Origin of the sequence: Tsukamurella sp. 1534, assembly GCF_000312385.1 — a bacterium.
Classification (GTDB): Bacteria; Actinomycetota; Actinomycetes; order Mycobacteriales; family Mycobacteriaceae; genus Tsukamurella.
This window is the reverse complement of the sequence record NZ_HE997627.1, coordinates 457266-480882: the sequence shown is the minus strand read 5'-3', so window position 1 is coordinate 480882 and position 23617 is coordinate 457266. Positions and strand designations below refer to the sequence as shown.

Annotated in this window: 23 protein-coding genes; 19 read left to right on the top strand and 4 right to left on the bottom strand. The window is 71.4% G+C overall.

From position 1 onward, the window contains the following. From BN39_RS22320 to ruvB, 10 genes are all read left to right on the top strand, one after another. Window positions 1–503, top strand: a 503-nt coding sequence (locus BN39_RS22320; protein ID WP_019203176.1) for an FHA domain-containing protein, incomplete at its 5' end; no start/stop codon positions are given. Further along, on the top strand, window positions 500–1312 hold the full coding sequence (locus tag BN39_RS14635; protein WP_051159023.1) for a PP2C family serine/threonine-protein phosphatase: 813 nt from the start codon (window positions 500–502) through the stop codon (window positions 1310–1312). The genes BN39_RS22320 and BN39_RS14635, both read left to right, overlap by 4 nt. A gap of 30 nt (window positions 1313–1342) precedes the next feature. After that, complete coding sequence (locus BN39_RS14630; RefSeq protein ID WP_019203174.1) at window positions 1343–2167, top strand: acyl-CoA thioesterase II; 825 nt, start codon at window positions 1343–1345, stop codon at window positions 2165–2167. A gap of 24 nt (window positions 2168–2191) precedes the next feature. Further along, a complete protein-coding gene (pdxT, locus tag BN39_RS14625; protein WP_040768034.1) occupies window positions 2192–2800 on the top strand; it encodes a pyridoxal 5'-phosphate synthase glutaminase subunit PdxT in 609 nt (202 codons plus the stop codon). Window positions 2801–2839: 39 nt separating this feature from the next. After that, the gene (locus BN39_RS14620) at window positions 2840–4231 is read left to right on the top strand and encodes a wax ester/triacylglycerol synthase family O-acyltransferase (RefSeq protein ID WP_019203172.1); all 1392 of its coding nucleotides are present in this window, start codon (window positions 2840–2842) and stop codon (window positions 4229–4231) included. Window positions 4232–4276: 45 nt separating this feature from the next. Further along, complete coding sequence (locus BN39_RS14615; RefSeq protein ID WP_019203171.1) at window positions 4277–5032, top strand: YebC/PmpR family DNA-binding transcriptional regulator; 756 nt, start codon at window positions 4277–4279, stop codon at window positions 5030–5032. A gap of 83 nt (window positions 5033–5115) precedes the next feature. Next, a complete protein-coding gene (locus tag BN39_RS14610) occupies window positions 5116–6816 on the top strand; it encodes a VanW family protein (RefSeq protein WP_040768032.1) in 1701 nt (566 codons plus the stop codon). Between the two features lie 87 nt (window positions 6817–6903). Continuing rightward, complete coding sequence (gene ruvC, locus BN39_RS14605) at window positions 6904–7491, top strand: crossover junction endodeoxyribonuclease RuvC (protein ID WP_019203169.1); 588 nt, start codon at window positions 6904–6906, stop codon at window positions 7489–7491. Further along, entirely contained in the window at window positions 7488–8090 is a 603-nt protein-coding gene (gene ruvA, locus BN39_RS14600; RefSeq protein ID WP_019203168.1) for a Holliday junction branch migration protein RuvA, read from the top strand. Before ruvC ends, ruvA begins: the two co-directional genes overlap by 4 nt. A 4-nt stretch (window positions 8091–8094) precedes the next feature. Then, window positions 8095–9189: a Holliday junction branch migration DNA helicase RuvB gene (ruvB, locus tag BN39_RS14595; RefSeq protein WP_019203167.1), complete on the top strand. Its 1095-nt coding sequence runs from the start codon at window positions 8095–8097 to the stop codon at window positions 9187–9189. A gap of 3 nt (window positions 9190–9192) precedes the next feature. On the opposite strand, the gene BN39_RS14590 is transcribed toward ruvB, so the two are convergent. The 3 genes from BN39_RS14590 to BN39_RS14580 form a co-directional block, all read right to left on the bottom strand. After that, window positions 9193–11163: a glycosyltransferase family 39 protein gene (locus BN39_RS14590; RefSeq protein ID WP_019203166.1), complete on the bottom strand. Its 1971-nt coding sequence runs from the start codon at window positions 11161–11163 to the stop codon at window positions 9193–9195. Further along, on the bottom strand, window positions 11160–12383 hold the full coding sequence (locus BN39_RS14585) for a bifunctional glycosyltransferase family 2/GtrA family protein (protein ID WP_040768030.1): 1224 nt from the start codon (window positions 12381–12383) through the stop codon (window positions 11160–11162). Before BN39_RS14585 ends, BN39_RS14590 begins: the two co-directional genes overlap by 4 nt. Window positions 12384–12452: 69 nt before the next feature. Beyond that, window positions 12453–13475: an AraC family transcriptional regulator gene (locus tag BN39_RS14580; protein ID WP_019203164.1), complete on the bottom strand. Its 1023-nt coding sequence runs from the start codon at window positions 13473–13475 to the stop codon at window positions 12453–12455. A gap of 117 nt (window positions 13476–13592) precedes the next feature. Here BN39_RS14580 and BN39_RS14575 point away from each other — a divergent pair, with 117 nt between their 5' ends. From BN39_RS14575 to BN39_RS14555, 5 genes are read left to right on the top strand one after another with little or no spacing between them, the layout of a single operon-like run. Then, window positions 13593–14573: a quinone oxidoreductase gene (locus BN39_RS14575; RefSeq protein ID WP_019203163.1), complete on the top strand. Its 981-nt coding sequence runs from the start codon at window positions 13593–13595 to the stop codon at window positions 14571–14573. Between the two features lie 16 nt (window positions 14574–14589). Next, window positions 14590–15459 (top strand): TauD/TfdA family dioxygenase, encoded by an 870-nt coding sequence (locus BN39_RS14570; protein ID WP_019203162.1) that lies wholly within the window; start codon window positions 14590–14592, stop codon window positions 15457–15459. A gap of 46 nt (window positions 15460–15505) precedes the next feature. Continuing rightward, window positions 15506–16558, top strand: coding sequence for a 3-keto-5-aminohexanoate cleavage protein (locus BN39_RS14565; protein ID WP_019203161.1), 1053 nt, complete (start codon window positions 15506–15508; stop codon window positions 16556–16558). A gap of 13 nt (window positions 16559–16571) precedes the next feature. Then, window positions 16572–17918 carry an MFS transporter gene (locus BN39_RS14560; protein ID WP_371190635.1) on the top strand — a complete coding sequence of 449 codons (1347 nt, stop codon included), beginning with the start codon at window positions 16572–16574 and terminating at the stop codon, window positions 17916–17918. Then, window positions 17915–18517: an alpha/beta hydrolase gene (locus tag BN39_RS14555; RefSeq protein WP_019203159.1), complete on the top strand. Its 603-nt coding sequence runs from the start codon at window positions 17915–17917 to the stop codon at window positions 18515–18517. The genes BN39_RS14560 and BN39_RS14555 overlap by 4 nt, the downstream gene beginning before the upstream one ends. On the opposite strand, the gene BN39_RS14550 is transcribed toward BN39_RS14555, so the two are convergent. After that, window positions 18504–18914 (bottom strand): hypothetical protein, encoded by a 411-nt coding sequence (locus tag BN39_RS14550; RefSeq protein ID WP_019203158.1) that lies wholly within the window; start codon window positions 18912–18914, stop codon window positions 18504–18506. The genes BN39_RS14555 and BN39_RS14550 overlap by 14 nt on opposite strands. Before the next feature lie 95 nt (window positions 18915–19009). Between BN39_RS14550 and BN39_RS14545 the strand changes: the two genes are divergently transcribed. The 4 genes from BN39_RS14545 (at window position 19010) to secD (ending at window position 23616) form a co-directional block, all read left to right on the top strand. Next, window positions 19010–19378: a DUF488 domain-containing protein gene (locus BN39_RS14545; RefSeq protein ID WP_019203157.1), complete on the top strand. Its 369-nt coding sequence runs from the start codon at window positions 19010–19012 to the stop codon at window positions 19376–19378. Between the two features lie 48 nt (window positions 19379–19426). Next, window positions 19427–21535: a DEAD/DEAH box helicase gene (locus tag BN39_RS14540; protein ID WP_019203156.1), complete on the top strand. Its 2109-nt coding sequence runs from the start codon at window positions 19427–19429 to the stop codon at window positions 21533–21535. Window positions 21536–21636: 101 nt separating this feature from the next. Further along, window positions 21637–21984 (top strand): preprotein translocase subunit YajC, encoded by a 348-nt coding sequence (gene yajC, locus BN39_RS14535; protein ID WP_019203155.1) that lies wholly within the window; start codon window positions 21637–21639, stop codon window positions 21982–21984. A 114-nt stretch (window positions 21985–22098) separates the two neighbouring features. Next, window positions 22099–23616 (top strand): protein translocase subunit SecD, encoded by a 1518-nt coding sequence (gene secD / locus BN39_RS14530; RefSeq protein WP_019203154.1) that lies wholly within the window; start codon window positions 22099–22101, stop codon window positions 23614–23616. The last annotated feature ends 1 nt before the right edge of the window (window position 23617 follow it).

Genomic DNA, 23617 nt, shown 5'->3' with positions numbered 1-23617 from the left:
AGTCCCGGCCCACCGGCCCCGTCGGTCCCGGAGCCCCCGTCGGCCCCGGAGCGCCCGGCGCACCCGGTGCACCGGTCGGCCCGGGGGGACCGCAGCAGGCTCCGCCGCCGCAGGGACGCCCCGGCCAGGCCCCGCGTCCGGCCGCGCCGGTCCCGATGCAGTCGGGCGGCGCACCGATCGTGCTGCGCTTCGACGACGGTCACTCGCTGGACGTCCGCGGTGACGGCATCATCGGCCGCGAGCCGGTGATCCCGCCGAACCTGGATTCGTCCAAGGTCACCAAGCATGTGCTGGTGGACGACACCGCGTCGGTGTCGAAGACCCACCTGCTGTTCGGCATCACCCGCGGTGAGCTGTGGGTGGAGGACGTCGGCTCGACCAACGGTTCCGCGATCGCCTTCCAGGACTCGTGGACCGAGCTCACCAAGGGAGTCAGGTACGCCGTGGAGAAGGGCAGCGTCGTGCACATGGGTCAGCGGAGCTTCAAGGTGTTCGGCGGATGACGGTCGAATCCCAGGGGGAGGGGTCTGCCCGCTCCGACGTGGTCTACGGCGTGCAGGGCGGCGTCTGGATGAAATGGGTCGCGATCAGCAACCCGGGCCGCGTGCGGACCACCAACGAGGACGGTGCGCTCACCGGCCCCGGCATGTTCCTCCTCGCGGACGGCATGGGCGGCCACGACGCCGGTGAGGTGGCCTCCGCCGCCGCCCTGGAGGCGCTCGCCGAGGTGTTCGGGCCCGAGCCCGAGGACGCCCAGGTGGTCATGGAGCAGGTCGTGGACCGGTTGCGCCAGGCGCACGCCGCGATCGAGGCCATCGACTCGGAGACCGGGAAGCGTGCCGGCACCACCGTGACCGGCGTCCTCCTCACCACCTACGACGGCGTGCCGCACTGGCTCGTGGTCAACATCGGCGACTCCCGCACCTACCGCCTGGCCGAGGGGTACTTCGAGCAACTCACCGTGGACCACTCGCAGGTGCAGGAGCTCATCAACGGCGGCTTCCTGAGCCCCGAGCAGGCCCGCGTCGACCCGCGGCGCAACGTGATCACCCGGGCCCTCGGCGCCGGGATGGAGCCCGACGCCGACTTCTGGATCGTGCCCGCCCAGCCCCACGAACGGCTGCTGGTGTGCTCGGACGGTCTCAACGGCGAGCTCACCGACGACGAGATCTCGGCGATCCTCGACAGCGACGCCGCCATCGACGAGTGCGCGGACCACCTCGTGGAATCCGCGCTCAACGCGGGTGGACGGGACAACGTGACCGTGATCGTGGTCGACGCGACGACGGAGAATTTCGCCGACAACTGGTGAGCGGTTCCACCTGAGTAAGCTCTGCAGATCGTGGCTGACATCGAAGCGCTGCTGAGTCTCGAACAGATCGACCGTGACATCTTCCGGGGCATCCACGCCCCGTCGGTCCTCGCCCGCACGTTCGGCGGGCAGGTCGCGGGACAGGCACTCCGGTCGGCGATCTCGACGGTGCCCGACGAGATGCAGGTGCACTCGCTGCACGGCTACTTCCTGCGCCCCGGCAACCCGGACGCCGACACCGTGTTTCTCGTCGACCGGATCCGGGACGGACGCTCCTTCTGCACCCGCCGCGTCAACGGCGTGCAGGACGGCGAGGCCATCTTCACCATGTCCGCCTCGTTCCAGCTGCCCGGCCAGGAGGGCATCGAGCACGCCGACGAGATGCCCGCCGCTCCCGATCCGGAGTCGGTGCCGAGCCCCCGCGAGGACCCGAACGCGTCCGCCGAGGGCCGGGGCCTCATCCAGGAGTGGAGCAACTGGGACATCCGCATCGTCGACCAGGGGCGGACGAACCCGTACCAGGGCCGCTCGGTGCACCAGCAGGTGTGGTTCAAGCACATCGGCCGGCTGCCCGACGATCAGAACATCCACACCAGCGCCCTCGCGTACATGAGCGATATGACGCTGCTGAGCTCCGCGCGGGTCGCGCACCCCGGAGCGGACACCCAGGTGGCGTCGCTGGACCACGCGATGTGGTTCCTGCGGCCGTTCCGCGCCGACGAGTGGCTGCTCTACGACCAGACGTCGCCGTCCGCGGGCGGCGGGCGCGCCCTCACCGCCGGCCGCATCTACGCGCAGGACGGTGCGCTCGTGGCCGTCGTGATCCAGGAGGGGCTCCACCGCTTCCGCCACTGACGGCGCCCCCTAAGCTGTGCAGACGTGACTGTGCGGATCGGGGTACTGGCTCTCCAGGGTGACGTGCGCGAGCACCGTCGGGCGCTCGAGGCGGTGGGCGCGGACACGGCTCCGGTGCGCACCGGAGCCGATCTCGCCGCGGTGGACGGCATCGTGATCCCCGGCGGCGAGTCCACGACCATGAGTCGGTTGCTCGGCGTCTTCGACCTGTTCGAGCCCCTGCGCGACGCCCTCGCGGCGGGCCTCCCGGCGTACGGATCGTGCGCCGGGATGATCATGCTGGCCTCCGAGGTGCTCGATACCCGGCCAGATGCCCGCTGCCTCGGGACGATCGATATGACGGTGCGCCGCAACGCATTCGGGCGGCAGGTGGACTCCTTCGAGACCGACCTCGAGATGGCCGGGATCGACGGTGCGCCCGTGCGCGCGGTGTTCATCCGCGCGCCCTGGGTGGAGCGGGTCGGCGAGGGGGTGGAAGTGCTGGCCAGGGTCCCCGACGACGCCGGCGAGTCGGCGGGTACGGTTGTTGCCGTGCAGCAGGGTGTGACCTTGGCCACATCCTTCCATCCGGAGGTGACGGGGGATCTGCGGATCCATCGCCGGTTCGTCGAGATGGTGCGGCGCGACATGTGATCGTTGTCCTGATGAAGGGGGAGTGCCGCCGTGAGCTACATGCCGGTGACCGATTCGATGTTCCTCATGGCGGAGTCGCGCGAGCACCCGATGCACGTGGGCGGCCTGCAGCTGTTCACCCCTCCCGACGGTGCCGGGCCCGATCACGTGCGGTCGGTGGTCGAGACGATGCGGGATCACGCCGAGGTCAGTGAGAAGTTCGGGCGACGGCCCGCGGATCCGGTGGGCATCCTCGGCAACACCTGGTGGTCGTCGGTCGATTCGCTCGACCTCGAGTACCACGTGCGGCATTCGGCGCTGCCGCGCCCGGGCCGGATCCGCGAGCTGTTCCAGCAGGTGTCGCTGTGGCACGAGACGCTGCTCGACAGGCACCGCCCCATGTGGGAGGTGCACGTCGTCGAGGGGCTCGAGGACGGCCGCTACGCGGTGTTCTCGAAGGTGCACCACTCCCTGGTCGACGGGGTCTCCGCGTTGCGCTACATGACGCTGGCGCTGTCGAACGACCCGAACGACGAGGGCGGCCGCGTGGTCTGGCAGCCGGGGCTCCGGCGGAAGAAGTCCGCGCCCGCGGCGGAGCCCGCGCCGTCGTCGGGCGGGGGCCTGCTCCCGTTCAACCCGCTCAGCACGGCCAAGCAGATCGGCGGCCTCACGGGTGAGGTGCTGGGCATGCTGCCCGCCTCCCTCAAGGTGGCGGGCACCAGCTTCCGCGACCACGACTACCAGGCGCCGTTCCAGGCGCCGCACACCATCTTCAACGTGCCGATCGGCGGCGCCCGGCGGTTCGTCGCGCAGTCGTACTCCCTGGACCGGATCGACGCGGTGCGCGCGAAGGCCGGTGCCACGGTGAACGACATCGTGCTCGCGATGTGCGGCGGCGCGCTGCGGTCGTACCTCGCCGAGCTGGGGGAGCTGCCGGACCGCTCGCTCACCGCGATGGTGCCGGTGTCCCTGCACAAGGACGGCGAGGAGTCGAACTCGAACGCCGTGGGCGCGGTCATCGCGACCCTGGGCACCGACCTCGTGGACCCGGTGGATCGTGTCGAGGTGATCAGGGGTTCGGTGCGCGCCGCCCGCAAGGTGATGGGGGAGCTGTCGCCGCTGCAGGTGCTGGCGCTGAGCGCCGCGAACATCGCCGGCCTGGCCCCGGGCATGCTGCCCGGGTACACCCCGCTCCGCCGGCCGCCGTTCAACCTGGTGATCTCCAACGTGCCGGGCCCGCGGGAGGCCATGTACTGGAACGGCGCCCACCTCGACGGCATCTACCCGGCGTCGATCGCGTGGGAGGGGCAGGCGGTCAACATCACGATCTGCACGAACAACCGGAACCTGGAGTTCGGGATCGTCGCGTGCCGCACCTCGGTGCCGCACGTGCAGCGCCTCATCCACCACCTCGAAGACGCGCTCACCGAGTTGGAGAAGGCGTTCACGTAAACTCGCAGGGTTGAGACAGCGCACCCGAGGAGAATCGAGGGATCGATGAGCGGCCATTCCAAATGGGCCACCACCAAGCACAAGAAGGCGGCGATCGACGCCAAGCGCGGCAAGCTCTTCGCCAAGCTGATCAAGAACATCGAGGTGGCGGCCCGCACCGGTGGCGGTGACCCCGACGGCAACCCCACGCTGTACGACGCGATCCAGAAGGCCAAGAAGAACTCGGTCCCCAACGACAACATCGAGCGCGCCCGCAAGCGCGGCGGCGGTGAAGAGGGCGGCGGCGCCGACTGGCAGACCATCATGTACGAGGGCTACGGCCCCAACGGGGTGGCCGTGCTCATCGAGTGCCTCACCGACAACCGCAACCGCGCCGCGGGCGAGGTCCGGGTCGCGATGACCCGCAACGGCGGCAACATGGCCGACCCGGGTTCGGTGTCGTACCTGTTCACCCGCAAGGGCATCGTGACGCTCGACAAGAACGGCCAGTCCGAGGACGACGTCCTCATGGCCGTGCTCGACGCGGGCGCCGAGGAAATCTCGGACCTCGGCGAGCAGTTCGAGATCGTCTCGGAGCCCACCGACCTGATCGCGGTCCGCACCTCGCTGCAGGAGGCCGGGATCGACTACGACTCGGCGGAGTCGGGTTTCCGTGCGTCGGTGGAGGTCCCGGTGGACGCCGACGGCGCGCGCAAGGTGTTCAAGCTCATCGACGCGCTCGAGGACAGCGACGACGTGCAGAACGTGTACTCGAACGTGGACGTCTCCGACGAGGTGCTCGCCGAGCTCGACGCGGACTGATCCGCCGGCCCGCGTGCCGGATCCTTAGCGTCCTGGATCGCCCCTGACTGTTCGGTAACGATGCGTCAGGATATTCTCAGGTAGTGATTCGGACTCGAACCTCGCTCCGCCGGGCTCCCGTCCTCGTGTTGGTGGCTGCGCTGCTGCTCGGCGCGGGCGGGGCCGCGGTCTGGGAGTCGGGCCGCGCGGAGACCGTGCACGGCGCCACGACGCTCGGCGTGTCGTTCGGCGCCCTGGGCCGCGACGAGGCGGAGAGCCGGCTCCAGGAGGCCGCGCACCGCGCCGACGCCGCGAAGGTCACCCTCCGCACCGGCAAGGGCAGCGTCGCGCTGTCCCCGGCGCAGCTGGGCCTGAAGCTGGACGTGCCGGGCACCGTCGACCGCGCGATCGCCGAGCGTTCCCCGTGGCGCGACCTCACGGGATACTTCCGCGACCGGCCCGTGCACGGCGCCGCCGAGTTGGACCGGAAGGTGTTCGACGGTTCGCTGGCCAAGGCCGGTGACGCCCTCACCTCCGAGGCGGGCGACGGTGCCGTCGTCTACAAGAACGGCAGGCCGGTGGCGGTGGCGCCGCGGCCTGGCGACAAGATCGACCTGCAGAAGGCCGCCGACGCCGTGCTCGCCGCGTGGCCCGAGTCCACCGACATCACGGTGCCCACCGAGAACGTGACGCCCACCGTCTCGCCCGAGACGGTGCAGCAGGTGCTGGCGGGCCCGGCCGCGCAGGCCGTGTCCTCCGACGTGATCCTCCGTCGCGACGGCGACGCGCAGGCGTCGGCCGGCACCGTCGGGCGGATGTCCGCGACCGATATCGGGCGGGTCCTGTCGTTCCGGCCCGACGGCAAGGGACAGCTGGTGCCGGCCGTCGACCGGAACGTCGCCAAGCAGGTGCTCGAGACGCGCCTCGAGGACGCCGTCGCCGAGCCCAAGGACGCGGGATTCCAGCTGACCGGGGGCACACCCACGATCACCGAGGCCGTGCCGGGCCGCGAGGTGGTCTGGGACCCGACCCTCGATGCGGTGTCCCGCGCCGTCACCGCGGAGGCCGCCGACCGGACGGCCAGGGCGGAGTTCAAGACGGTCCAGCCGAAGGTCACCACCGCACGGGCGAAGGAGCTCGGCGTGAAGGAGGTGGTCAGCGAGTTCACGACCGGCGGCTTCAGCGACGCCTCGGGGGTGAACATCCGGCGGGTGGCCCAGCAGGTGAACGGCGCCGTGGTGCTGCCGGGGGAGACGTTCTCGCTCAACGGCTACACCGGCCCGCGCGGTACCTCGCAGGGCTACGTGGAGTCGGGGATCATCAACAACGGCCGGCCGGACAAGGCTGTGGGCGGCGGCATCTCGCAGTTCGCCACCACCCTCTACAACGCCTCCTACTTCGCGGGCCTGGAGGACGCCGGCCACACCGAGCACAGCTACTACATCTCGCGCTACCCGGAGGCCCGTGAGGCCACGGTGTACGAGGGCGCCATCGACCTGCAGTTCCGCAACGACACCCCGTACGGGATCGTCATCGAGTCGTCGGGGAGCTCGTCGTCGGTGACGGTGCGCATGTGGAGCACCAAGAACCGTGAGGTCCAGTCGATCACGGGTGACCGCTCGTCGCCGACGCAGCCGTCCACGACGCGCCTGCCCAAGGGGCCGCACTGCGTGGCCAGCACCGGCACCCCGGGGTTCACCACGAGCAACACCCGGGTGGTCACGGACGTGAAGTCCGGCTCGGTGGTGTCCCGGCACACCCGCACCGTGAAGTACGACCCGGTTCCGACGGTCATCTGCGAGTAGGGGGCGCGTCGCGTCTCGGTCCCGCGCATCGTGCGGGGTATGCTCTCGAACAAAGGTTTGAGTGTTCGACGGTGCCGGAGGTGTGCGATGCGGGTGATGGGGGTGGACCCCGGTCTCACGCGCTGCGGCCTGTCCGTGGTGGAGACCGGTTCGGGGCGCAGGGTCACCGCGCTCGACGTGGACGTGGTCCGCACCCCGAGCACGATGCCCCTGCCGGAGCGGCTGCTCGCCGTGTGGACCGCCGCGGAGTACTGGATGGACACGCACGAGCCGGACGTGATCGCCGTGGAGCGGGTCTTCGCGCAGCACAACGTGTCCACGGCGATGGGCACCGCGCAGGCGGGTGGCGTGGTCGCGCTCGCGGCGGCGCGGCGGGGGATCGACGTGCACTTCCACACCCCGTCGGAGGTGAAGGCCGCCGTCACCGGGAACGGCAACGCCGGCAAGGCGCAGGTGACCGCGATGATCACCCGGATCCTGGGGCTGCAGAAGGCGCCCGAGCCGGCGGACGCGGCGGACGCGCTGGCGCTCGCGGTGTGCCACAGCTGGCGCGCGCCCATGATCTCGCGCATGGCCGAGGCGGAACGCCGTGCGGCGGAACAGAAGAAGATCTACGAGCAGAAGCTCGCCGCACAGCGGCGGGCGCAGCAGAAGGCAACGGGAGGGGTGCGATGATCGCGTCGCTGCGCGGCGAGGTACGGCACATCGGGCTGGACCACGTGGTGGTCGAGTGCGCGGGCGTCGGCTACCGGGTGCTCGTGGCGCCGGCCACCGCCGGATCGCTCACCCGCGGCACCGAGGCGTCGCTGCTGACGTCGATGGTGGTGCGTGAGGACTCGATGACGCTGTACGGCTTCACCGACGGCGAGGTGCAGGAGCTGTTCCACCTGCTGCAGACGGTGCAGGGCATCGGACCGCGGCTGGCGATGGCGGCGATCGCGGTGCTCGATCCCGGGCAGATGCAGTCGGCGATCGCGAACGGGGACATCAAGACGCTGTGCTTGATCCCGGGGATCGGTAAGCGCGTCGCCGAGCGGATCCACGTGGAGCTCAAGGACAAGGTGTCCGCGGTCTCCTCCGAGGCGGCCGGCGGCGCCACCGCGGCGGCCGCCCCCGCGGGCGGGGTCTCCGGGCAGCTGCTGGAGGCGCTCGAGGGTCTGGGCTTCACGCCCCGGCAGGCGGAGCCCGCGGTGGCGGCCGCGATCGAGGCGGGGCCGGACAAATCCGTCGGCGAGCTTCTCCGCGACGCCCTGAAGTCGTTGGGCCGGAGCTGATCTGATGGACTACGACGACGAGGTGGGCAGCGAGTTCGAGGACGACGTCTCCGGCATCATGGGGCCCTCCGCGCTCGACGGGGACGATTCGGACTCCCTGCGGCCCCGCTCGCTCGACGAGTTCATCGGCCAGCCGAAGGTCCGCGAGCAGCTGCAGCTGGTGCTGCACGGCGCGAAGATGCGCGGCGGCACACCGGATCACATCCTGCTGTCCGGTCCACCCGGCCTGGGCAAGACGAGCCTCGCGATGATCATCGCGGCCGAGCTCGGTTCGGCGCTGCGGGTCACGTCCGGGCCGGCGCTCGAGCGCGCGGGGGACCTGGCCGCGATGCTGTCGAACCTCGTCGAGGGCGACGTGCTGTTCATCGACGAGATCCACCGCATGGCGCGGCCCGCGGAGGAGATGCTCTACCTCGCCATGGAGGACTTCCGCGTGGACGTGGTGGTGGGCAAGGGGCCCGGCGCCACCTCGATCCCGCTCGACGTGGCGCCGTTCACCCTGGTCGGCGCCACCACCCGATCCGGTGCGCTCACCGGCCCGCTGCGCGACCGCTTCGGCTTCACGGCGCACATGGACTTCTACGAGACCGGCGATCTGGTCCAGGTCATCGAGCGCAGCGCGAAGATCCTCGGCATCGAGATCGTGCGCGAGGCCGCCGCGGAGATCGGCAGCCGCTCGCGGGGCACTCCGCGGATCGCGAACCGCCTGCTGCGCCGCGTCCGGGACTTCGCGGACGTGCGCGCCGACGGCGTCGTCACCGTCGACGTGGCCCGCGGCGCGCTCAAGGTGTACGACGTGGACGAGCTCGGCCTCGACCGGCTCGACCGCGCCGTCCTGGGGGCGCTCATCCGCAGCTTCGGCGGCGGGCCCGTCGGCGTCTCCACCCTGGCCGTGGCCGTGGGGGAGGAGCCCGGCACCGTCGAGGAGGTGTGCGAGCCGTTCCTGGTGCGCGCCGGGATGCTGGCGCGCACGCCGCGCGGCCGGGTCGCGACCGTCGCGGCGTGGCACCACCTAGGGCTCACCCCGCCCGCGGGGACGCTGGCCTCCGGCATCGAGGTCCGCGGGGACTTCGAGTCCGGCGACGAGCGCCTGTTCTGACCGTCACGCCTTCGGGGAGGTCAGGTCGTACACGGTCACCCCGTCGACGGTGCGCGCCGTGTACGTCCGCTCCACCCAGGACGTGATCTCCGCGGACGTGCCCGAGCTGCGCCCGAATCCGCCGCCCGATCCCGCCAGGAAGTAGTGCACCTTCCCGTCCTCCACGTACTGCTGGAACCGGGCGAGCGTGGGCGACGGGTCGGTCCCGTTGAAGCCGCCGAGCGGCATCACCGGGCGCATCGTGGCCAGCTGGTAGCCGGACGCGCTGTTCGCGCCGACCGTCGCCGCCACCCAGGTGTACTCGTCGGCGTCCTGCAGCAGCATCGCGGTGAGCTCCGCGCCGGGCTTGCCGCCGTTGAGAAGGCCGGGCCCGCCGCGCATCTCGCGTCCTCCGGAGCCTCCCGGTGCGCCGGGGAAGCCCACACCCGCCGGCATCTCCATCCCGCGCGGCCCGTCGTGCCCGCCAGGGCCGTGGCCGAACCCGTGGCCGCTCGACGGGCCGGCCGACACGATCGAGCCCTGCCGCGGCGAGGCGATGGTCTCCGCCGAGAAGGCGATCGGACCGGCGAGCCCGGCGACGATCGCGGCGAGCGCGATCGTGGCGCCGAGGGCACGGGTCCGGGGTACCGCCGGCACCAGGGTCGCGAGCAGGCCCAGCACGCCCACCGTCGCCGCGGCGGCGATGAGCCAGCGCAGCCAGGGATTCCACGCGGGCGTCTGCGCGAGCACGTACCAGGCGGTCGCGCCCGTCGCGGCCACGGCGAGCGCACCGGTGGCGCGCACCGCCGCGCGGTGACGCTCGGCCCATCCGGAGGCGATCCCCATTGCGACGAGCGCCGCGATCGGTGGCGCGAGCGCCACCGTGTAGTACGAGTGGAAGATCCCGGCCATGAGGCTGAACGTGACGCCCGTGACGAGCAGCCAACCGCCCCAGGCGATCGCGGCGGCCCGCACGGCATCGGTGCGCGGCGCGCGTCCACGGAGCACCAGGACGAGGACGAGCGCGATGAGCGCCGCCGGGAGCAGCCACGCGATCTGCCCGGCCTGCTCGGGCTGGAACATGCGCAGGATGCTCGGATCGCCCCACATGCCGCCGCCCTTACCGCCCGGCATCTCGAATCCGGCAGGCATCTCCATGCCGCCGGGTAGGTACGACGAGGCGTCGCCCCGCCCCGGCACGACGCTGCCGGTCTCGTTGCCGTCGAGGCGCCCGAGGCCGTTGTAACCGAGCGTCAGCTCGAGGATCGAGTTCTCCTGGGAGCCGCCGATCCACGGGCGCGACGAGGCGGGCCACAGTTCCACCGCGAGCAGCCACCATCCCGCGGCCAGCACCATCGCCGCGCCCGCGGCGAACAACTGGCCGATGCGCCTGCCGATCCGCGGCGGCCCGGCGACCAGGTAGGTGAGCGCGAGTCCCGGCACCACGAGCACGACCGCGAGCTGCTTGGTGAGGAACCCGAGGCCCACGAACGCGCCGCCCGCCACCAGCCAGCGCCAGCGGCCGTCCTCCACGGCGCGCAGCATCGCCCAGGTGGCCGCGATCATGAGCAGCACGAGCAGCGCGTCGGGGTTGTTGAACCGGAACATCAGCGCCGCGACCGGCGTGGTGGCCAGCGCGACGCCGGCGAGAAGCCCGGCGAGGGGGCCGAACCGGCGGCGGACCGTCGCGAAGAGCAGCGCCACCGAGGCCACCCCGAGGAGCGCCTGCGGCACGAGCATCGCCCACGCGTTCACCCCGAAGATCCGGGTGGACACCTCCATCACCCACAGCGAGGCCGGTGGCTTGTCCACCGTGATGGAGTTCGCCGCGTCGGAGCTGCCGAAGAACATCGCCTTCCACGACACCGTGCCCGCCTGGACGGCCGCGGAGTAGAACGAGTTGGCCCATTCCGCGCGGCCGAGAGCCCAGATGTACGCGACCGCCGTCCCCGCGAGGAGGAGGGCGAGCGCGATGCGTTCCTGCAGGCGGGTCATCGGGAGCCTCCCGCGTGCCGGAAGATGGCGCGCAGGCCCACGAACCGGGTCACCGTGGCGACGAGGTTCGCGACGACGAGCACCGCGAGCTGCGCGCCGCGCCCGGCGTCCGGCGCCACCCGGGCCAGCACGGTGAGGCTGCCCGCCGTGAGCGACCACGTGAGTAGGAACACGACGAGTCCCTGCAGGTGGTGGCGCGCCGCGCCGGTGCGGCCGCGCACGCCGAACGTGAAGGCCCGGTTGGCGGCGATGTTGCCCACCGCGGTCAGCAGCAGCGCGATGAAGTTCGCGGGCTGCGCGCCGAACACGGGGTGCAGCGCGAGGTACAGCAGGACGTAGGCGACGGTGCTGGCCACGCCGATCGCGCCGAACCGCACCAGCTGGCCCACCATCCCGTGCGGGACGCCGCTGATGGGCGGTTCGTCGCGGCCGAGCGCACGCCGCACGTCGTCGAGGGGGAGCCGGCCGGTGGCCAGCGCCCGGGCCACCCGGGCGACGCCGCGCAGGTCCTTGGCGACGGTGTCGGCGATGTCCACGCGGCTGTCCGGGTCGTCCGTCCAGTCGACGGGCACCTCGTGGATGCGGAGGCCCGCGCGTTCGGCGAGCACCAAGAGCTCGGTGTCGAAGAACCATTCGCCGTCCTCGACCAGGGGCAGCAGCTGGCGCGCGACGTCGGTGCGGATCGCCTTGAAGCCGCACTGGGCGTCGGAGAAGCGCACCCTGAGGGCCGTGTGCAGCAGCAGGTTGTAGCCGCGGGAGATGAACTCCCGCTTGGGTCCCCGCACCACCCGGGCGCCGCGCCCGAGCCGGGTCCCGATCGCCAGGTCGCTGTGGCCCGACAGGAGGGGAGCGACGAGCGGGTACAGCGCGTTGAGGTCGGTGGAGAGGTCCACGTCCATGTAGACGAGGACGGCGGCGTCGGAATCGGCCCACACCCGGCGCAGCGCGCGGCCGCGGCCCTTGGCGTCGAGGTGCACGACCCGGACGCCGGGGAGCGCTCCGGCGAGGGACGCGGCCACGGCATGGGTCTCGTCGGTGCTGGCGTTGTCGGCGATCGTGATCCGCGCGGAGATCCGGAGCGTCTCGGTCAGGTGGTGGCGCAGCGTCTGCACGCAGTACGCGATCGTGTGCGCCTCGTTGTACACGGGGATCACGATGTCGAGGAGGGGTGCAGCGGTTGTCGCCGCGCGTCCCCCCTCGGGAGCGGTCTCAGTTGTCATGGCTGAGAGCCTCATCCGGCTCGCTGCGACCGGACTGCGGTCAGTCTGTGCGGTTTCTGGGAGGCGTGGTCACCGCGCCGCCGCGCGCCACTCGCGCGGCGTCGCACCGAATCGGGACTTGAACCAGCGCGAGAAGTTCGACGGGGTCGAGAACGCGAGGAGCTCCGCGATCTCCGCGAACGAATACCGCCGGCCCGCCACCAGGTGCTGCGCGAGTGCGGCGCGCGCGTCGTCGACGACCCGTGTGAACGTCGTCCCCTCCGCCGCCAGGCGGCGATGCACGGTACGCCGGTCGACCCCGAGGCTGCGGGCCACCTGCTCGGCCGAGCACCTGCCGGTGGGGAGGAGCATGTCGACCAGCTGCCGGATCCGGTCCCCGGCGCGCGGGGCCGCGGACCCGCCGGAGTCGTCGAGGAATCGCCGGGCGTAGGCCCGCAGCTGCGGGTCCGCGGTGGCCGTCTCCCGGTCCAGGTCCTTCTCGTGCAGCCGGATCCCGGTGAATCCGGCGTCGTAGTGCAGTGTGCCGCCGAACATCCGGCGGGCGGTGCCGGGGTGGCGGGGCGGCGGGTGCCCGAATGAGACGGACAGGGGCGCCCAGTCCCGGCCGAGCAACTCGCGCAGCAACGAATGCACCACGCCGACCGCGAGATCGACGGCCTGCGCATCCGGCGCGGGGTGGCCCAGGTCCACCTCCACGCGGACCGTCGCCACCCCGTCGTCGACGGTGAGCCGCGTGTGCAGGGCCTCGTTGTACATGCGCTCGTGCGCGATGAGCATCCGCAGGGCGCTCCGCACATCGGGTTCCTCGCGGAGGGCGAGGCTGAGCGGGCCCAGGTGGGAGAGCCGACGCAGTTCGGCGAGGCGCACACCCAGGTCGTCGCGACCCGTGACCTGTGCGGTGCGCTCCAACAGTGCGTTGACCGCGTCGGCGGGTACCCATCGGTCCTGCACGGTGATCCCGGCGGGGTCGAGTCCGGCCTCGCGGAGGAGGGCCCGGGGGTCCGCGCCGAGCGATCGGGTGAGGTCCGCGTAGTTGGCGAGGGACGCATAGCGCGCGAGCGGCGGCCCGCCCCGCCCCGCTATGACCACCATCACTACTCCGTCCCGATATGAATGGTTTTCCGTCCCGCTCGGAACAGTTTAAGCCGGTACCGGCCCCTACTGTCGTCCGCATCACATTCTCCGAGCCGTTCAGCGAGAGGAACCCACATGGCGAACGCGATCCGCTTCCACGAGACCGGAGGCCCCGACGTACTGCGATGGGAGACCGTGGACGTCGGAGAGCCCGGCGCCGGCGAGGTCCGGGTGCGGCACCACGCCGTAGGGCTCAACTTCGCGGACAACTACTACCGCACCGGCCTGTACCCCGTGCCCCTCCCGAACGGCATGGGCGTGGAGGCCGCGGGTGTGGTGCAGGAGATCGGGCCGGGGGTCGAGGGATTCGTGCCCGGTGACCGCGTCACCTACACCTACACGGGCAGCCCGCTGGGCGCCTACAGCACCGAGTTCGTGCTCCCGGCGCGGCATCTCATCCACCTGCCCGATGCGGTCGGCTTCGAGACCGCCGCCGCGTGCACGATGCGCGGCCTCACCGCCGCCTACCTCATGCGGCGCATCCACGACTACCGCCCGGGCGATACGATCCTGCTGCACGCCGCGGCCGGCGGCGTCGGGCTGATCGTCGCGCAGTGGGCGAAGCTGCTGGGGCTCACCGTGATCGGCACGGTATCCACCGAGGCGAAGGCCGACGCCGCCCGCGCCCACGGCGTCGACCACGTCGTCTTCTACCGGCGCGAGGACGTCGCCGCCCGCGTGCGGGAGATCACCTCCGGCGCCGGTGTTCCCGTGGTGCTCGACAGCATCGGCGCGGCGACCGTCCAGGCCTCTCTCGACTCCCTCGCCCGACGGGGCCTGCTGGTCTGCTTCGGCACGTCGTCCGGCCCGATCCCGCCGATCGACCCGATGCAGCTCGCGATCAAGGGCTCGCTGTTCGTCACGCGCCCGGCTCTCGCCGATTACATCGCCGACCCGCTCGAGCGGGCCGACCTCGCCGGGGAGCTGTTCGGGCACATCGCCGCCGGCCGGATCCGGGTCGATGTCAACCGCACCTATCCGCTCGCCGAGGCGGCGCGAGCCCACACCGACCTCGAGTCCGGAGCCCTCGTCGGCTCCAACATCCTGATCCCGTAGACCCGAAGGCACCGCCATGACCCTCACCGCACGGCGCATCCGCGCCGATCGCCTCACCGCCCACATCGGCGCGGAGCTCACCGGAGTCGACCTCGCCGAGGTCGCCCACGACGACGCCCTGTTCGCCGAGCTCCGCGCGCTGCTTCTCGAGCACAAGGTGTTGTTCGTCCGCGATCAGCCGATCAGTCGCGCCGACCACGTCGCCCTGGCCCGCCGGTTCGGTGACCTCGAGGACCATCCGGTACTCGGCAGTGACCCGGACCATCCGGGCCTGGTGCGCATCTACAAGGATCTCGACAGCGACCGCGAGGCCTACGAGAACGCCTTCCACTGCGACGCCACCTGGCGGGAATGCCCTCCTCTCGGATCCGTGCTGCGTTGCGTCGAGGGGCCCGAGGTGGGCGGTGACACCATCTGGGTCGACATGGGCGCCGCATACGAGGCCCTGCCCGAGGGCGTGAAAGCGCGGATCGAGGGCCTGCGGGCGCGGCACTCCATCGAGGCGAGTTTCGGTGCGCGGCTGCCGATCGAGCAGCGCCACGCGCTCCGCGCGAAGTTCCCGGACGCGGAACACCCGGTCGTGCGCACGCACCCCGAGACCGGCGAGAAGGTCCTGTTCGTCAACGCCTTCGCCACGCACCTGACCAACTTCCACACCGACGCCAACATCCGATTCGGCTTCGACTACGCGCCCGGCGCGGGCGAGCTCCTGCAGTACCTGCAGCGCCAGGCCGCCGTCCCCGAGTTCCAGGTCCGCTGGCGCTGGACGCCCGACAGCTTCGCCATCTGGGACAACCGCTGCACCCAGCACTACGCCGTGCAGGACTACTGGCCGGCCGTCCGCCGGATGGAACGCGCCGGGATCGTCGGCGATCGCCCCTACTGACCCCCGAAACCGACAGCCCCACAACCACTCACGAGGAGAAACCATCATGCATTTCCACGACGACGCCCTGTTCCCCGAGGTGCAGGAGAAGCAGGTCATCACGGTCGCCCCGTACGGTCCCGAATGGGAGCTCGACGACTTCCGCGAGGATCTGCCGCTCACGATGGAGCAGCACGTCCAGCAGGCCGTCGACTGCTACGAGGCCGGCGCCACCGTCCTGCACATCCACGTCCGCGAGGAGGACGGCCATGGCTCCAAGCGGCTCTCCAAGTTCAACGAGCTGCTCTCCGGGCTGCGCGAGGCCGTGCCGGACATGATCCTGCAGGTCGGCGGTTCCATCTCGTTCGCCCCCGAGGGCGACGGCGCCGACGCCAAGTGGCTCTCCGACGACACCCGGCACATGCTGGCCGAGCTCGACCCCAAGCCCGACCAGGTGACCATCGCCATCAACACGAGCCAGATGAACATCATGGAGTTGATGACCGACGACGACATCGCCGGCACCTCCATGCAGCGGCCCGAGCTCTACGACACCTACCGCGAGATGACGGTGCCCGCCGGCCCCGAATGGGTCGAGGAGCACCTGCGCCGCCTGACCGCCAACGGGATCCAGCCCCACTTCCAGCTCTCCTCGATCCCACAGCTCGAGACCGTCGAGCGACTGATCCGGCGCGGTAAGTACATGGGCCCGCTGAACCTGACCTGGGTGGGCATCGGCGGCGGCTTCGACGGCCCCAATCCGTACAACATCATGAACTTCATCAACCGCGTCCCCGACGGCGCGATCCTCACCCTGGAAACGCTCATGCGTTCCGTGCTTCCGGTCAACACCATGGCCATCGCCATGGGCCTGCACACCCGCTGCGGCAACGAGGACACGATCTGGGGCCGGCCGGGCGAGAAGATCACGTCCGTCGATCAGGTCAAGCAGCTGGTGCGGATCAGCAACGAACTCGGCCGGGACATCGCCACCGGCAAGGAGGCCCGGGACATCTACCGCATCGGCGAGCAGTACGGCTCCGTCGACGAGACGCTGGCGAAACTGGGGTACGCGCCCAACCGGCAGGCCGGCCGGCTCGGTTTCACCCAGCACGCGTGACGGGCGGACGACGATGGCTCTCATGACGACCCGGCAGGGGGACGCGGAAGACGCGGGCGAGGCGGCGCCCGCGGCCTCAGCCCGGCCGCGCAGGAAGTTGTACGCGTGGCTGGTGTTCGCGCTCGCCTTCGCGCTCCTGTTGTCCGACTACATGTCCCGACAGGTGCTGGCCGCCGTCTTCGTGCCGCTCGGCCAGGAACTGCACCTCGACAAGGCTCAACAGGGATCCCTGATCTCTGTGGTGGCCCTCATGGTGGGCGTCCTCACGCTGCCGGTCTCGATCCTGGCCGACCGGTGGGGCAGGGTGCGCAGCCTCGTGCTCATGGCGGTGCTGTGGTCTGTCGCCACCCTGGCCTGCGCGTTCGCGCAGAACTACGAGCAACTGCTCGCGGCGCGGTTCGTGGTGGGGGTGGGGGAGGCCGCTTACGGCAGCGTGGGGATAGCCCTGGTGCTCAGCCTGTTCGCGCCGCGGGTGCACGCCGCCCTCTCCGCGTCCTTCATGGCGGGCGGATCGTTCGGGACCATGGTCGGCACCGGGCTCGGTGGCCTCATCGCGGTCCACTTCGGCTGGCGGTGGTCGCTCGGCGCGATGGCCGTGCTCGGCCTGCTGCTGGTCGCGGTGTTCAAGCTCGTCGTCACCGAGGCGCGCGTCGCCCGCAACCAGGTGGACGGACCGGGCGCGGCGCCGTCGTGGGAGCGGGCCGAACCCCGGCGCGCCGCCCGCGCCCCGTTGTCGAGCCTCTTCACCAATCCGCCGGTGCTGTGCGCGTACCTGGGGAGCGGACTGCAGATGTTCATGGCCGCGGTGATGCTCACCTGGCTCCCGACGTACTTCAAGGAGGCCTACCACCTGCCGGTGGACCGGGCCGGCGGTTCGGCCGCGCTGTTCGTGCTCCTGGTGGGATCGGGAATGATCGTGTGCGGCTTCGCCGCCGATCGGTGCAGCATCGGCGACGGCACCCGGAAGTGGACGGCGGGCATCGTGTACTGCGTCGTCGCGTTCGTCGCCCTGATGGTGGCGTTCCGGCTCCCCACCGGCACCGCGCAGCTGGTGCTCATGGGTGTGGGCGCCTTCTTCGCGGCGGGTAGTTCGGGCACCGCCGCGGCGATGGTCGCCTCGCTCACGCACCGCACCGTCCAGGCCTCCGCGATGGGGACGCTCACGTTGGCGAACAACCTGCTCGGCCTCGCGCTGGCGCCCATCCTCATCGGTGCGCTCGCCGACGGTCTCGGCCTCGTCGGGGCCCTCGGCCTCGCGCCCCTCGTGTACGTCCCCGCGGTGCTATTCATGGTCCTCGGCAAACGGCTGCACCCCCACGGCCTGGCCCGCCTGCGGGCACTGACTGAGGGGGCGCGATGATCGCGCCGGTCCCGGTGATCGTGCCGGGCCTGCGCGGGCCGGCACCGTCGCACTGGCAGGAGCTGTACGCAGCTCGGACGGAACGCGCTGCGACGGTGCCCTTCCCGGACGAGGGGAGGTGGCACGACATCGCGGAACGGGTACGGCTGCTCGGACGGACGGTGTCGTCCGTCGACGGCCCGGTGGTCCTGGTGGCGCACAGCGCCGGAGCGCTGGTCGTCGCGCACTGGGCGGGTGTCCTGGCCGACGGTGACCCCGCGCTCGCCCGCGTGACCGGCGCCCTGCTCGCGACGCCGCCCGACTTCGGGGTGAACTGGCCCGCGCCGCATCCGCGTCCGGCGGAACTGGCGGCGGCCGGGTGGGAGCCGATCCCCCGGCGCGCGCTGCCGTTCCCGTCGATCGTCGCCGCGAGCCGCAGCGATCCGCTCGCCCGCTACCGCACCACAGCCGGCCTTGCGGAACGCTGGGGCAGCAGGCTGCTGGATCTCGGGGACGCCGGTCACCTGAATCCCGCTGCGGGATACGGGGAGTGGGACCTCGTCGATCAGGCGGTGGCGGAGCTCGCGCGGCGGGAACGCGAGGGGATCACCTCACCGTGACGACGCCCAATGCGATGAGGAGGGCGACCTTGATCACCTCGAGGCCGATGTAACCGAAGTGCAGGTTGTTCCGCGGCATCTCTTCGCTGACTTCGCCGCCGAGCACGCGGCGGTCCATGATCCGCCGCAGTGCGATGCACCCGAGGAGATCGGCGGCCGCGAGCGCGAACAGCACCACGGCCGCGGTGTCGCGGGCGCCCACCGCGAGGGCGACCGCGATCCCGGCCGCGAGCAGCGCCTCGCAGGCGTTGAGGGCCCGGAACACCAGCCGCCCGATGCCCACACCGAGCGGGATCGTGACGCCCGGAGCGCGGAACTTCACCGGCGCCTCGAGGAACGAGATCGCGAGGATCATCCCGAGCCAGGTGAAGGCGAATGCGGCGGCGACGGCGTTCATGGCGTGATTCTAACCCCGAAATACTACTGGCGGTAGTAGATGATTCCGGGTCGCGGTCGTACGGTTGAGGGGGAGTGCCGAGCCGAGGAGGCGTCGTGACGATATACACGAAGCGGATCTACGAGGAGGCCGCCGCCGAGGACGGCTACCGCGTGCTGGTGGACCGGCTGTGGCCGCGCGGGGTCTCGAAGGAGCGCGCCCACCTCGACCTCTGGGACAAGCAGGTCGCGCCCAGTCCCGGGCTCCGCGAATGGTTCGGCCACGATCCGGCGAAGTTCGACGAGTTCCGCGACCGGTACACGGAGGAGCTCACGCACAATCCGGCGGCGGAGGAGCTCGAGCGGATCGTCGCGCAGAAGGGGGTGGTCACCCTCCTCTACGCGGCCCGCGACCCCGCGTGCCAGCACGCCTCGGTCCTCGCGGACTACCTGCGCGAACACCAGGATGTCAGTGGAAGGCAATAGCCTGTCCGCGAACACCGGAGACCGGCACGGCAGGCGAGGGGGACGGCGATGACGCACACGCTGAACGCGGATCGGACGGAACGGGCCCGGCACGTCATCGAGGCCCTCGCGGGGCCCGGGGCGGCGCTCCGGGAGGACCAGGAGACCGCGGTCGCGGCGCTCCTCGAACCCGCCGCCCGGGTGCTCGTCGTCCAGGCCACCGGGTGGGGCAAATCCGCGGTGTACTGGGTCGCCACGGCGCTCCGCCGCGCGGAGGGGGCCGGGCCGGCGCTGATCGTCTCCCCGCTGCTGTCGCTCATGCGGGACCAGGTCGGTGCCGCCGAGCGGGCCGGCCTGCGCGCCGCGACGCTCAACTCGTCGAACTTCGAGGAGTGGGGCGCCATCGAACAGCGGCTGGCCGCGGGGGAGGTGGACGTGCTGCTCGTGTCGCCGGAGCGGCTGGCGAACCCGTCCTTCGGGCGGCGCGTGCTCTCCGCGCTCGAGGGCTCCCTCGGCCTGCTCGTGATCGACGAGGCGCACGCGGTCTCCGACTGGGGCCACGACTTCCGCCCCGACTACCGCCGCGTGTCGGACGTGCTCACCCGGTTGCATCCGCAGACGCCCGTGCTCGCCACCACGGCCACCGCCAACGCCCGCGTCACCGAGGACGTGGCCGCCCAGCTCGGCAGCGCCACCCTCGTGCTCCGGGGACCGCTGGCGCGCCGGTCCCTGCAGCTCAACGTCCTCCCCGCGCTCGCGCCACTGACCCGGTACGCGTGGGTCGCCCGGCACCTCCCGGACCTGCCGGGCTCCGGCATCGTCTACGCCCTGACGGTGGCCGACGCCGAGCGGCTGGTGGACGGAATCCGCGCGGTGCACGGCGCCGATTACCCGGTGGCCGCCTACACCGGCAAGCTCGACGCGTCCGCCCGGGAGCGACTGGAGGACGCGTTGCGCGCCAACGAGATCAAGGCACTCGTCGCCACCTCGGCGCTCGGGATGGGCTTCGACAAACCGGACCTGGGCTTCGTGGTGCACGTCGGATCGCCGCCGTCGCCCGTCTCCTACTACCAGCAGGTCGGCCGTGCCGGGCGCGCCATCGACCACGCCGTCGTCGCGCTGCTGCCGTCGGAGTCCGACGCCGGCGTCTGGGACTACTTCGCCACGGCGACCATCCCGGATCCGCAACAGATGGAGCGTGTGCTCACGGCGCTCGCGGAGGACGAGACCGGCGCCGGACTCTCGGCCATCGCACTGGAGGCGAGCACCGGGATCCGTCGTACCCGGATCGACCTGATGCTCAAACAACTCGCCGTGGACGGCGCCGTCGAGCGGGTGGAGGGCGGCTACCGGGCGACGGGGGAGTCGTGGCACTACGACGGCGCCCACTACGACGGGATCATCGCCACCCGGCGCCGCGAGGCCGACATCATGCGCGCCTACACCCGCGGCGAACGCTGCCTCATGCAATTGCTCACCGAATCGCTCGACGATCCGGAGGCGGCGCCCTGCGGCAAGTGCTCCGTGTGTCTCGGACACGTCCCGGACGGACTGGGGGACCCCGTGTCGCCGGATACGGCGCGCACCGTGGCAGGGGTGCTGCGCGCGCAGAGCCAGGTCCTCGACCCGCGGAAGATGTGGCCCGGCGGCGTCGCCGGCCGCAAGGGGCGCATCCAGCCGGATCTCGCCGCCGAGCCCGGCCGGGTGCTCGTGTTCGCCGACGCCCCCGAGTGGGCCGGGACCCTCGACGCGGCGCGCACGGGCGACGCGGCGGCCCTCGCCGACCTCGGGGACGCGGCCGTCGCCACCCTGTCGCGGTGGCGGGACACCTGGCGGGCCCGGCCCGAGGTCGTGGCCTCGCTCCAGCTCACCGACAGGCCCCTGCCCGTGGAGCCGGTCGCCGACCGGATCGCAGAGGTGGGCAGGCTCGGCCGCGTCGCGCTGCCGGTTCCGCGGGGCCCGGCGCCGGGCCGGGACGCGTCGGGTGCGCAGGAGGCCGCGCACTGGCTGGACGTCGTCGCGGTCGACGACGCGTCGGCGGACGCCGTCCGCGGCCGTTCCGTGCTCCTCGTCGTGGACTCCACATCCACGGGGTGGGCGGTGACGGTCGCGGCGGCGCGCTTGCGCGAGGCCGGCGCGGCCGTGGTCCTGCCGCTCGTGGTGCACCGTCCGGCCTGATCGGCGCGAGATATGGAACACTGGAACATCGAGTGCTGCTCGCGACCCGGGCGGCTGCCGCTGCGGAGCGTCCGCGGCCCCACCCCGTGAGGAGACACACGATGGAACTCTTGCTGCCCGCGATGCTGGTCATGATGCTGGCCTTCCTCTTCTTCAGCTTCCGTAAGCAGAAGAAGCAGATGAACGAGACCGCGCAGATGCAGGCCGGCCTCGCCGTGGGCACCAAGGTCATGACCAGCACCGGCCTCTACGCCACCGTCGTCGGCGCGGGCGAGGACACCCTCGACCTGGAGATCGCCCCGGGCGTCACCACCACGTGGGTCCGCCGCGCAATCGCCAAGGAGCTCACCCCGGAGGAGCTCGGTGCCCCGTCGATCGAGTCGATCGACGACGAGACCGACGCGGCGGCCGCCGAGGGCGACGCCGACAAGCGTCCCGAGGACCGCTGACCGCCCGTTCTTGAGTAAGGGTCCGGCCGCACCGGCCGGACGTGCCCCCACGCCGAGGAGTCGTTAGTACCAGTGGCAAGGAACTCTCAGAGCATCGACGTGCCCGCGTCGCGGATGCTCATCGCCTTCGGCGTGCTCTTGGCCGTCGTCGCCGGCCTGGTGTTCTTCACCGGCGACAGGAAGCCCGAACCGAAACTGGGCATCGACCTGCAGGGCGGGACCTCCGTCACCCTGCAGGCCGTCACGCCCGACGGTAAGGAGCCGGACAAGGAGAAGATGGAGCAGGCGCGCGACATCATCAACGAGCGCGTCAACGGCCTCGGCGTCTCCGGCTCCGAGGTGCAGATCAACGGCAGCAACCTGATCATCACCGTGCCGGGCACGGACGGCGATCAGGCCCGCACCCTCGGCCAGACGGCCCAGCTCAAGGTTCGCCCGGTACTGGGCGCGATCCCCGCGCCGCAGGTCAACACGCCGGCGCCGGACATGACGGACCCCGAGGCCGCGAAGAAGGCGATCGACGAGGCGAAGGCCACCCGGCAGTCGACCGACCCCGCCGTGCAGAAGAAGGCGGCGGAGAGCCTGAACTGCAACGCCCCGTCGGACCCGATCGCCGGCAACGACGACGCCGACCGCCCGCTGGTTACCTGCGACCGGCCGGACTCCAGCACCGCGGCGCAGGGCCAGCGCATGGTCTACACACTGGGCCCCGCGATCATCGACGGCCAGTCGATCAAGAACGCGTCCTCGGGTATCCCGCAGAACCAGGCGCAGTACGTGGTGACCCTGGAGTTCACCGGCGAGGCCTCCAAGACGTGGGCCGACTTCACCACGAACAACCGCGGCAAGCAGGCCGCGTTCGTGCTCGACTCCCGCGTGATCACCGCGCCGAACATCAACGAGCCGATCACCGGCGGGCAGACGCAGATCTCGGGCAGCTTCGATTCGAACTCGGCGGGCGAGCTCGCCAGCGTGCTCAAGTACGGCTCGCTGCCGCTGTCCTTCAAGCCCGGCACCGCGCAGACCGTCAGTGCGACGCTCGGCTTCGAATCGCTCAAGGCGGGCCTCATCGCCGGCGCGATCGGCCTGGCCCTGGTACTGCTCTACGCCCTCGCGTACTACCGCGCCCTCGGCGTGCTCGTCGCCCTGTCGCTGGGCCTGTCGGTCCTGCTGCTGGTGGGGCTGCTGGTGCTGCTCGGCCGGTGGATCGGCTACTCGCTGGACCTGTCCGGCATCGCGGGCATCATCATCGGCATCGGGATGACGGCGGACTCCTTCGTCGTGTACTTCGAGCGCATCAAGGACGAGATACGCGAGGGCCGAAGTTTCCGGTCCGCCGTGCCCCGCGGCTGGGCCAGCGCCCGCCGCACCATCTGGACCGGTAACGCGGTCTCGCTGCTCTCGGCCGGCGTGCTCTACTTCCTGGCCGTGGGCGACGTGAAGGGCTTCGCCTTCACCCTGGGCCTGTCGACGATCCTCGACGTGGTGATCGTGTTCATGGTCACCCACCCGCTGGTGGATCTCGCGTCCCGGACGCAGTTCTTCGCCAAGCCGTCGATGAACGGCCTCGGCGCCGTGGCCGCGATCGGCCGCGAGCGCCGCCGGGCCACCGCTACCACCGGGGAGGCGTGAG

Coding starts and splice junctions, on each gene's coding strand:
- BN39_RS14560 (WP_371190635.1), top strand. CDS start 16,572: ATGGCTCTCATGACGACCCGGCAGGGGGACGCGGAAGACGCGGGCGAG.
- BN39_RS14540 (WP_019203156.1), top strand. CDS start 19,427: ATGACGCACACGCTGAACGCGGATCGGACGGAACGGGCCCGGCACGTC.
- yajC (WP_019203155.1), top strand. CDS start 21,637: ATGGAACTCTTGCTGCCCGCGATGCTGGTCATGATGCTGGCCTTCCTC.
- BN39_RS14620 (WP_019203172.1), top strand. CDS start 2,840: ATGCCGGTGACCGATTCGATGTTCCTCATGGCGGAGTCGCGCGAGCAC.
- BN39_RS14575 (WP_019203163.1), top strand. CDS start 13,593: ATGGCGAACGCGATCCGCTTCCACGAGACCGGAGGCCCCGACGTACTG.
- ruvA (WP_019203168.1), top strand. CDS start 7,488: ATGATCGCGTCGCTGCGCGGCGAGGTACGGCACATCGGGCTGGACCAC.
- ruvC (WP_019203169.1), top strand. CDS start 6,904: ATGCGGGTGATGGGGGTGGACCCCGGTCTCACGCGCTGCGGCCTGTCC.
- BN39_RS14555 (WP_019203159.1), top strand. CDS start 17,915: ATGATCGCGCCGGTCCCGGTGATCGTGCCGGGCCTGCGCGGGCCGGCA.
- secD (WP_019203154.1), top strand. CDS start 22,099: ATGCTCATCGCCTTCGGCGTGCTCTTGGCCGTCGTCGCCGGCCTGGTG.
- BN39_RS14580 (WP_019203164.1), bottom strand. CDS start 13,475: ATGGTGGTCATAGCGGGGCGGGGCGGGCCGCCGCTCGCGCGCTATGCG.
- BN39_RS14585 (WP_040768030.1), bottom strand. CDS start 12,383: ATGACAACTGAGACCGCTCCCGAGGGGGGACGCGCGGCGACAACCGCT.
- BN39_RS14550 (WP_019203158.1), bottom strand. CDS start 18,914: ATGAACGCCGTCGCCGCCGCATTCGCCTTCACCTGGCTCGGGATGATC.
- ruvB (WP_019203167.1), top strand. CDS start 8,095: ATGGACTACGACGACGAGGTGGGCAGCGAGTTCGAGGACGACGTCTCC.
- BN39_RS14615 (WP_019203171.1), top strand. CDS start 4,277: ATGAGCGGCCATTCCAAATGGGCCACCACCAAGCACAAGAAGGCGGCG.
- BN39_RS14570 (WP_019203162.1), top strand. CDS start 14,590: ATGACCCTCACCGCACGGCGCATCCGCGCCGATCGCCTCACCGCCCAC.
- BN39_RS14565 (WP_019203161.1), top strand. CDS start 15,506: ATGCATTTCCACGACGACGCCCTGTTCCCCGAGGTGCAGGAGAAGCAG.
- BN39_RS14590 (WP_019203166.1), bottom strand. CDS start 11,163: ATGACCCGCCTGCAGGAACGCATCGCGCTCGCCCTCCTCCTCGCGGGG.
- BN39_RS14635 (WP_051159023.1), top strand. CDS start 500: ATGACGGTCGAATCCCAGGGGGAGGGGTCTGCCCGCTCCGACGTGGTC.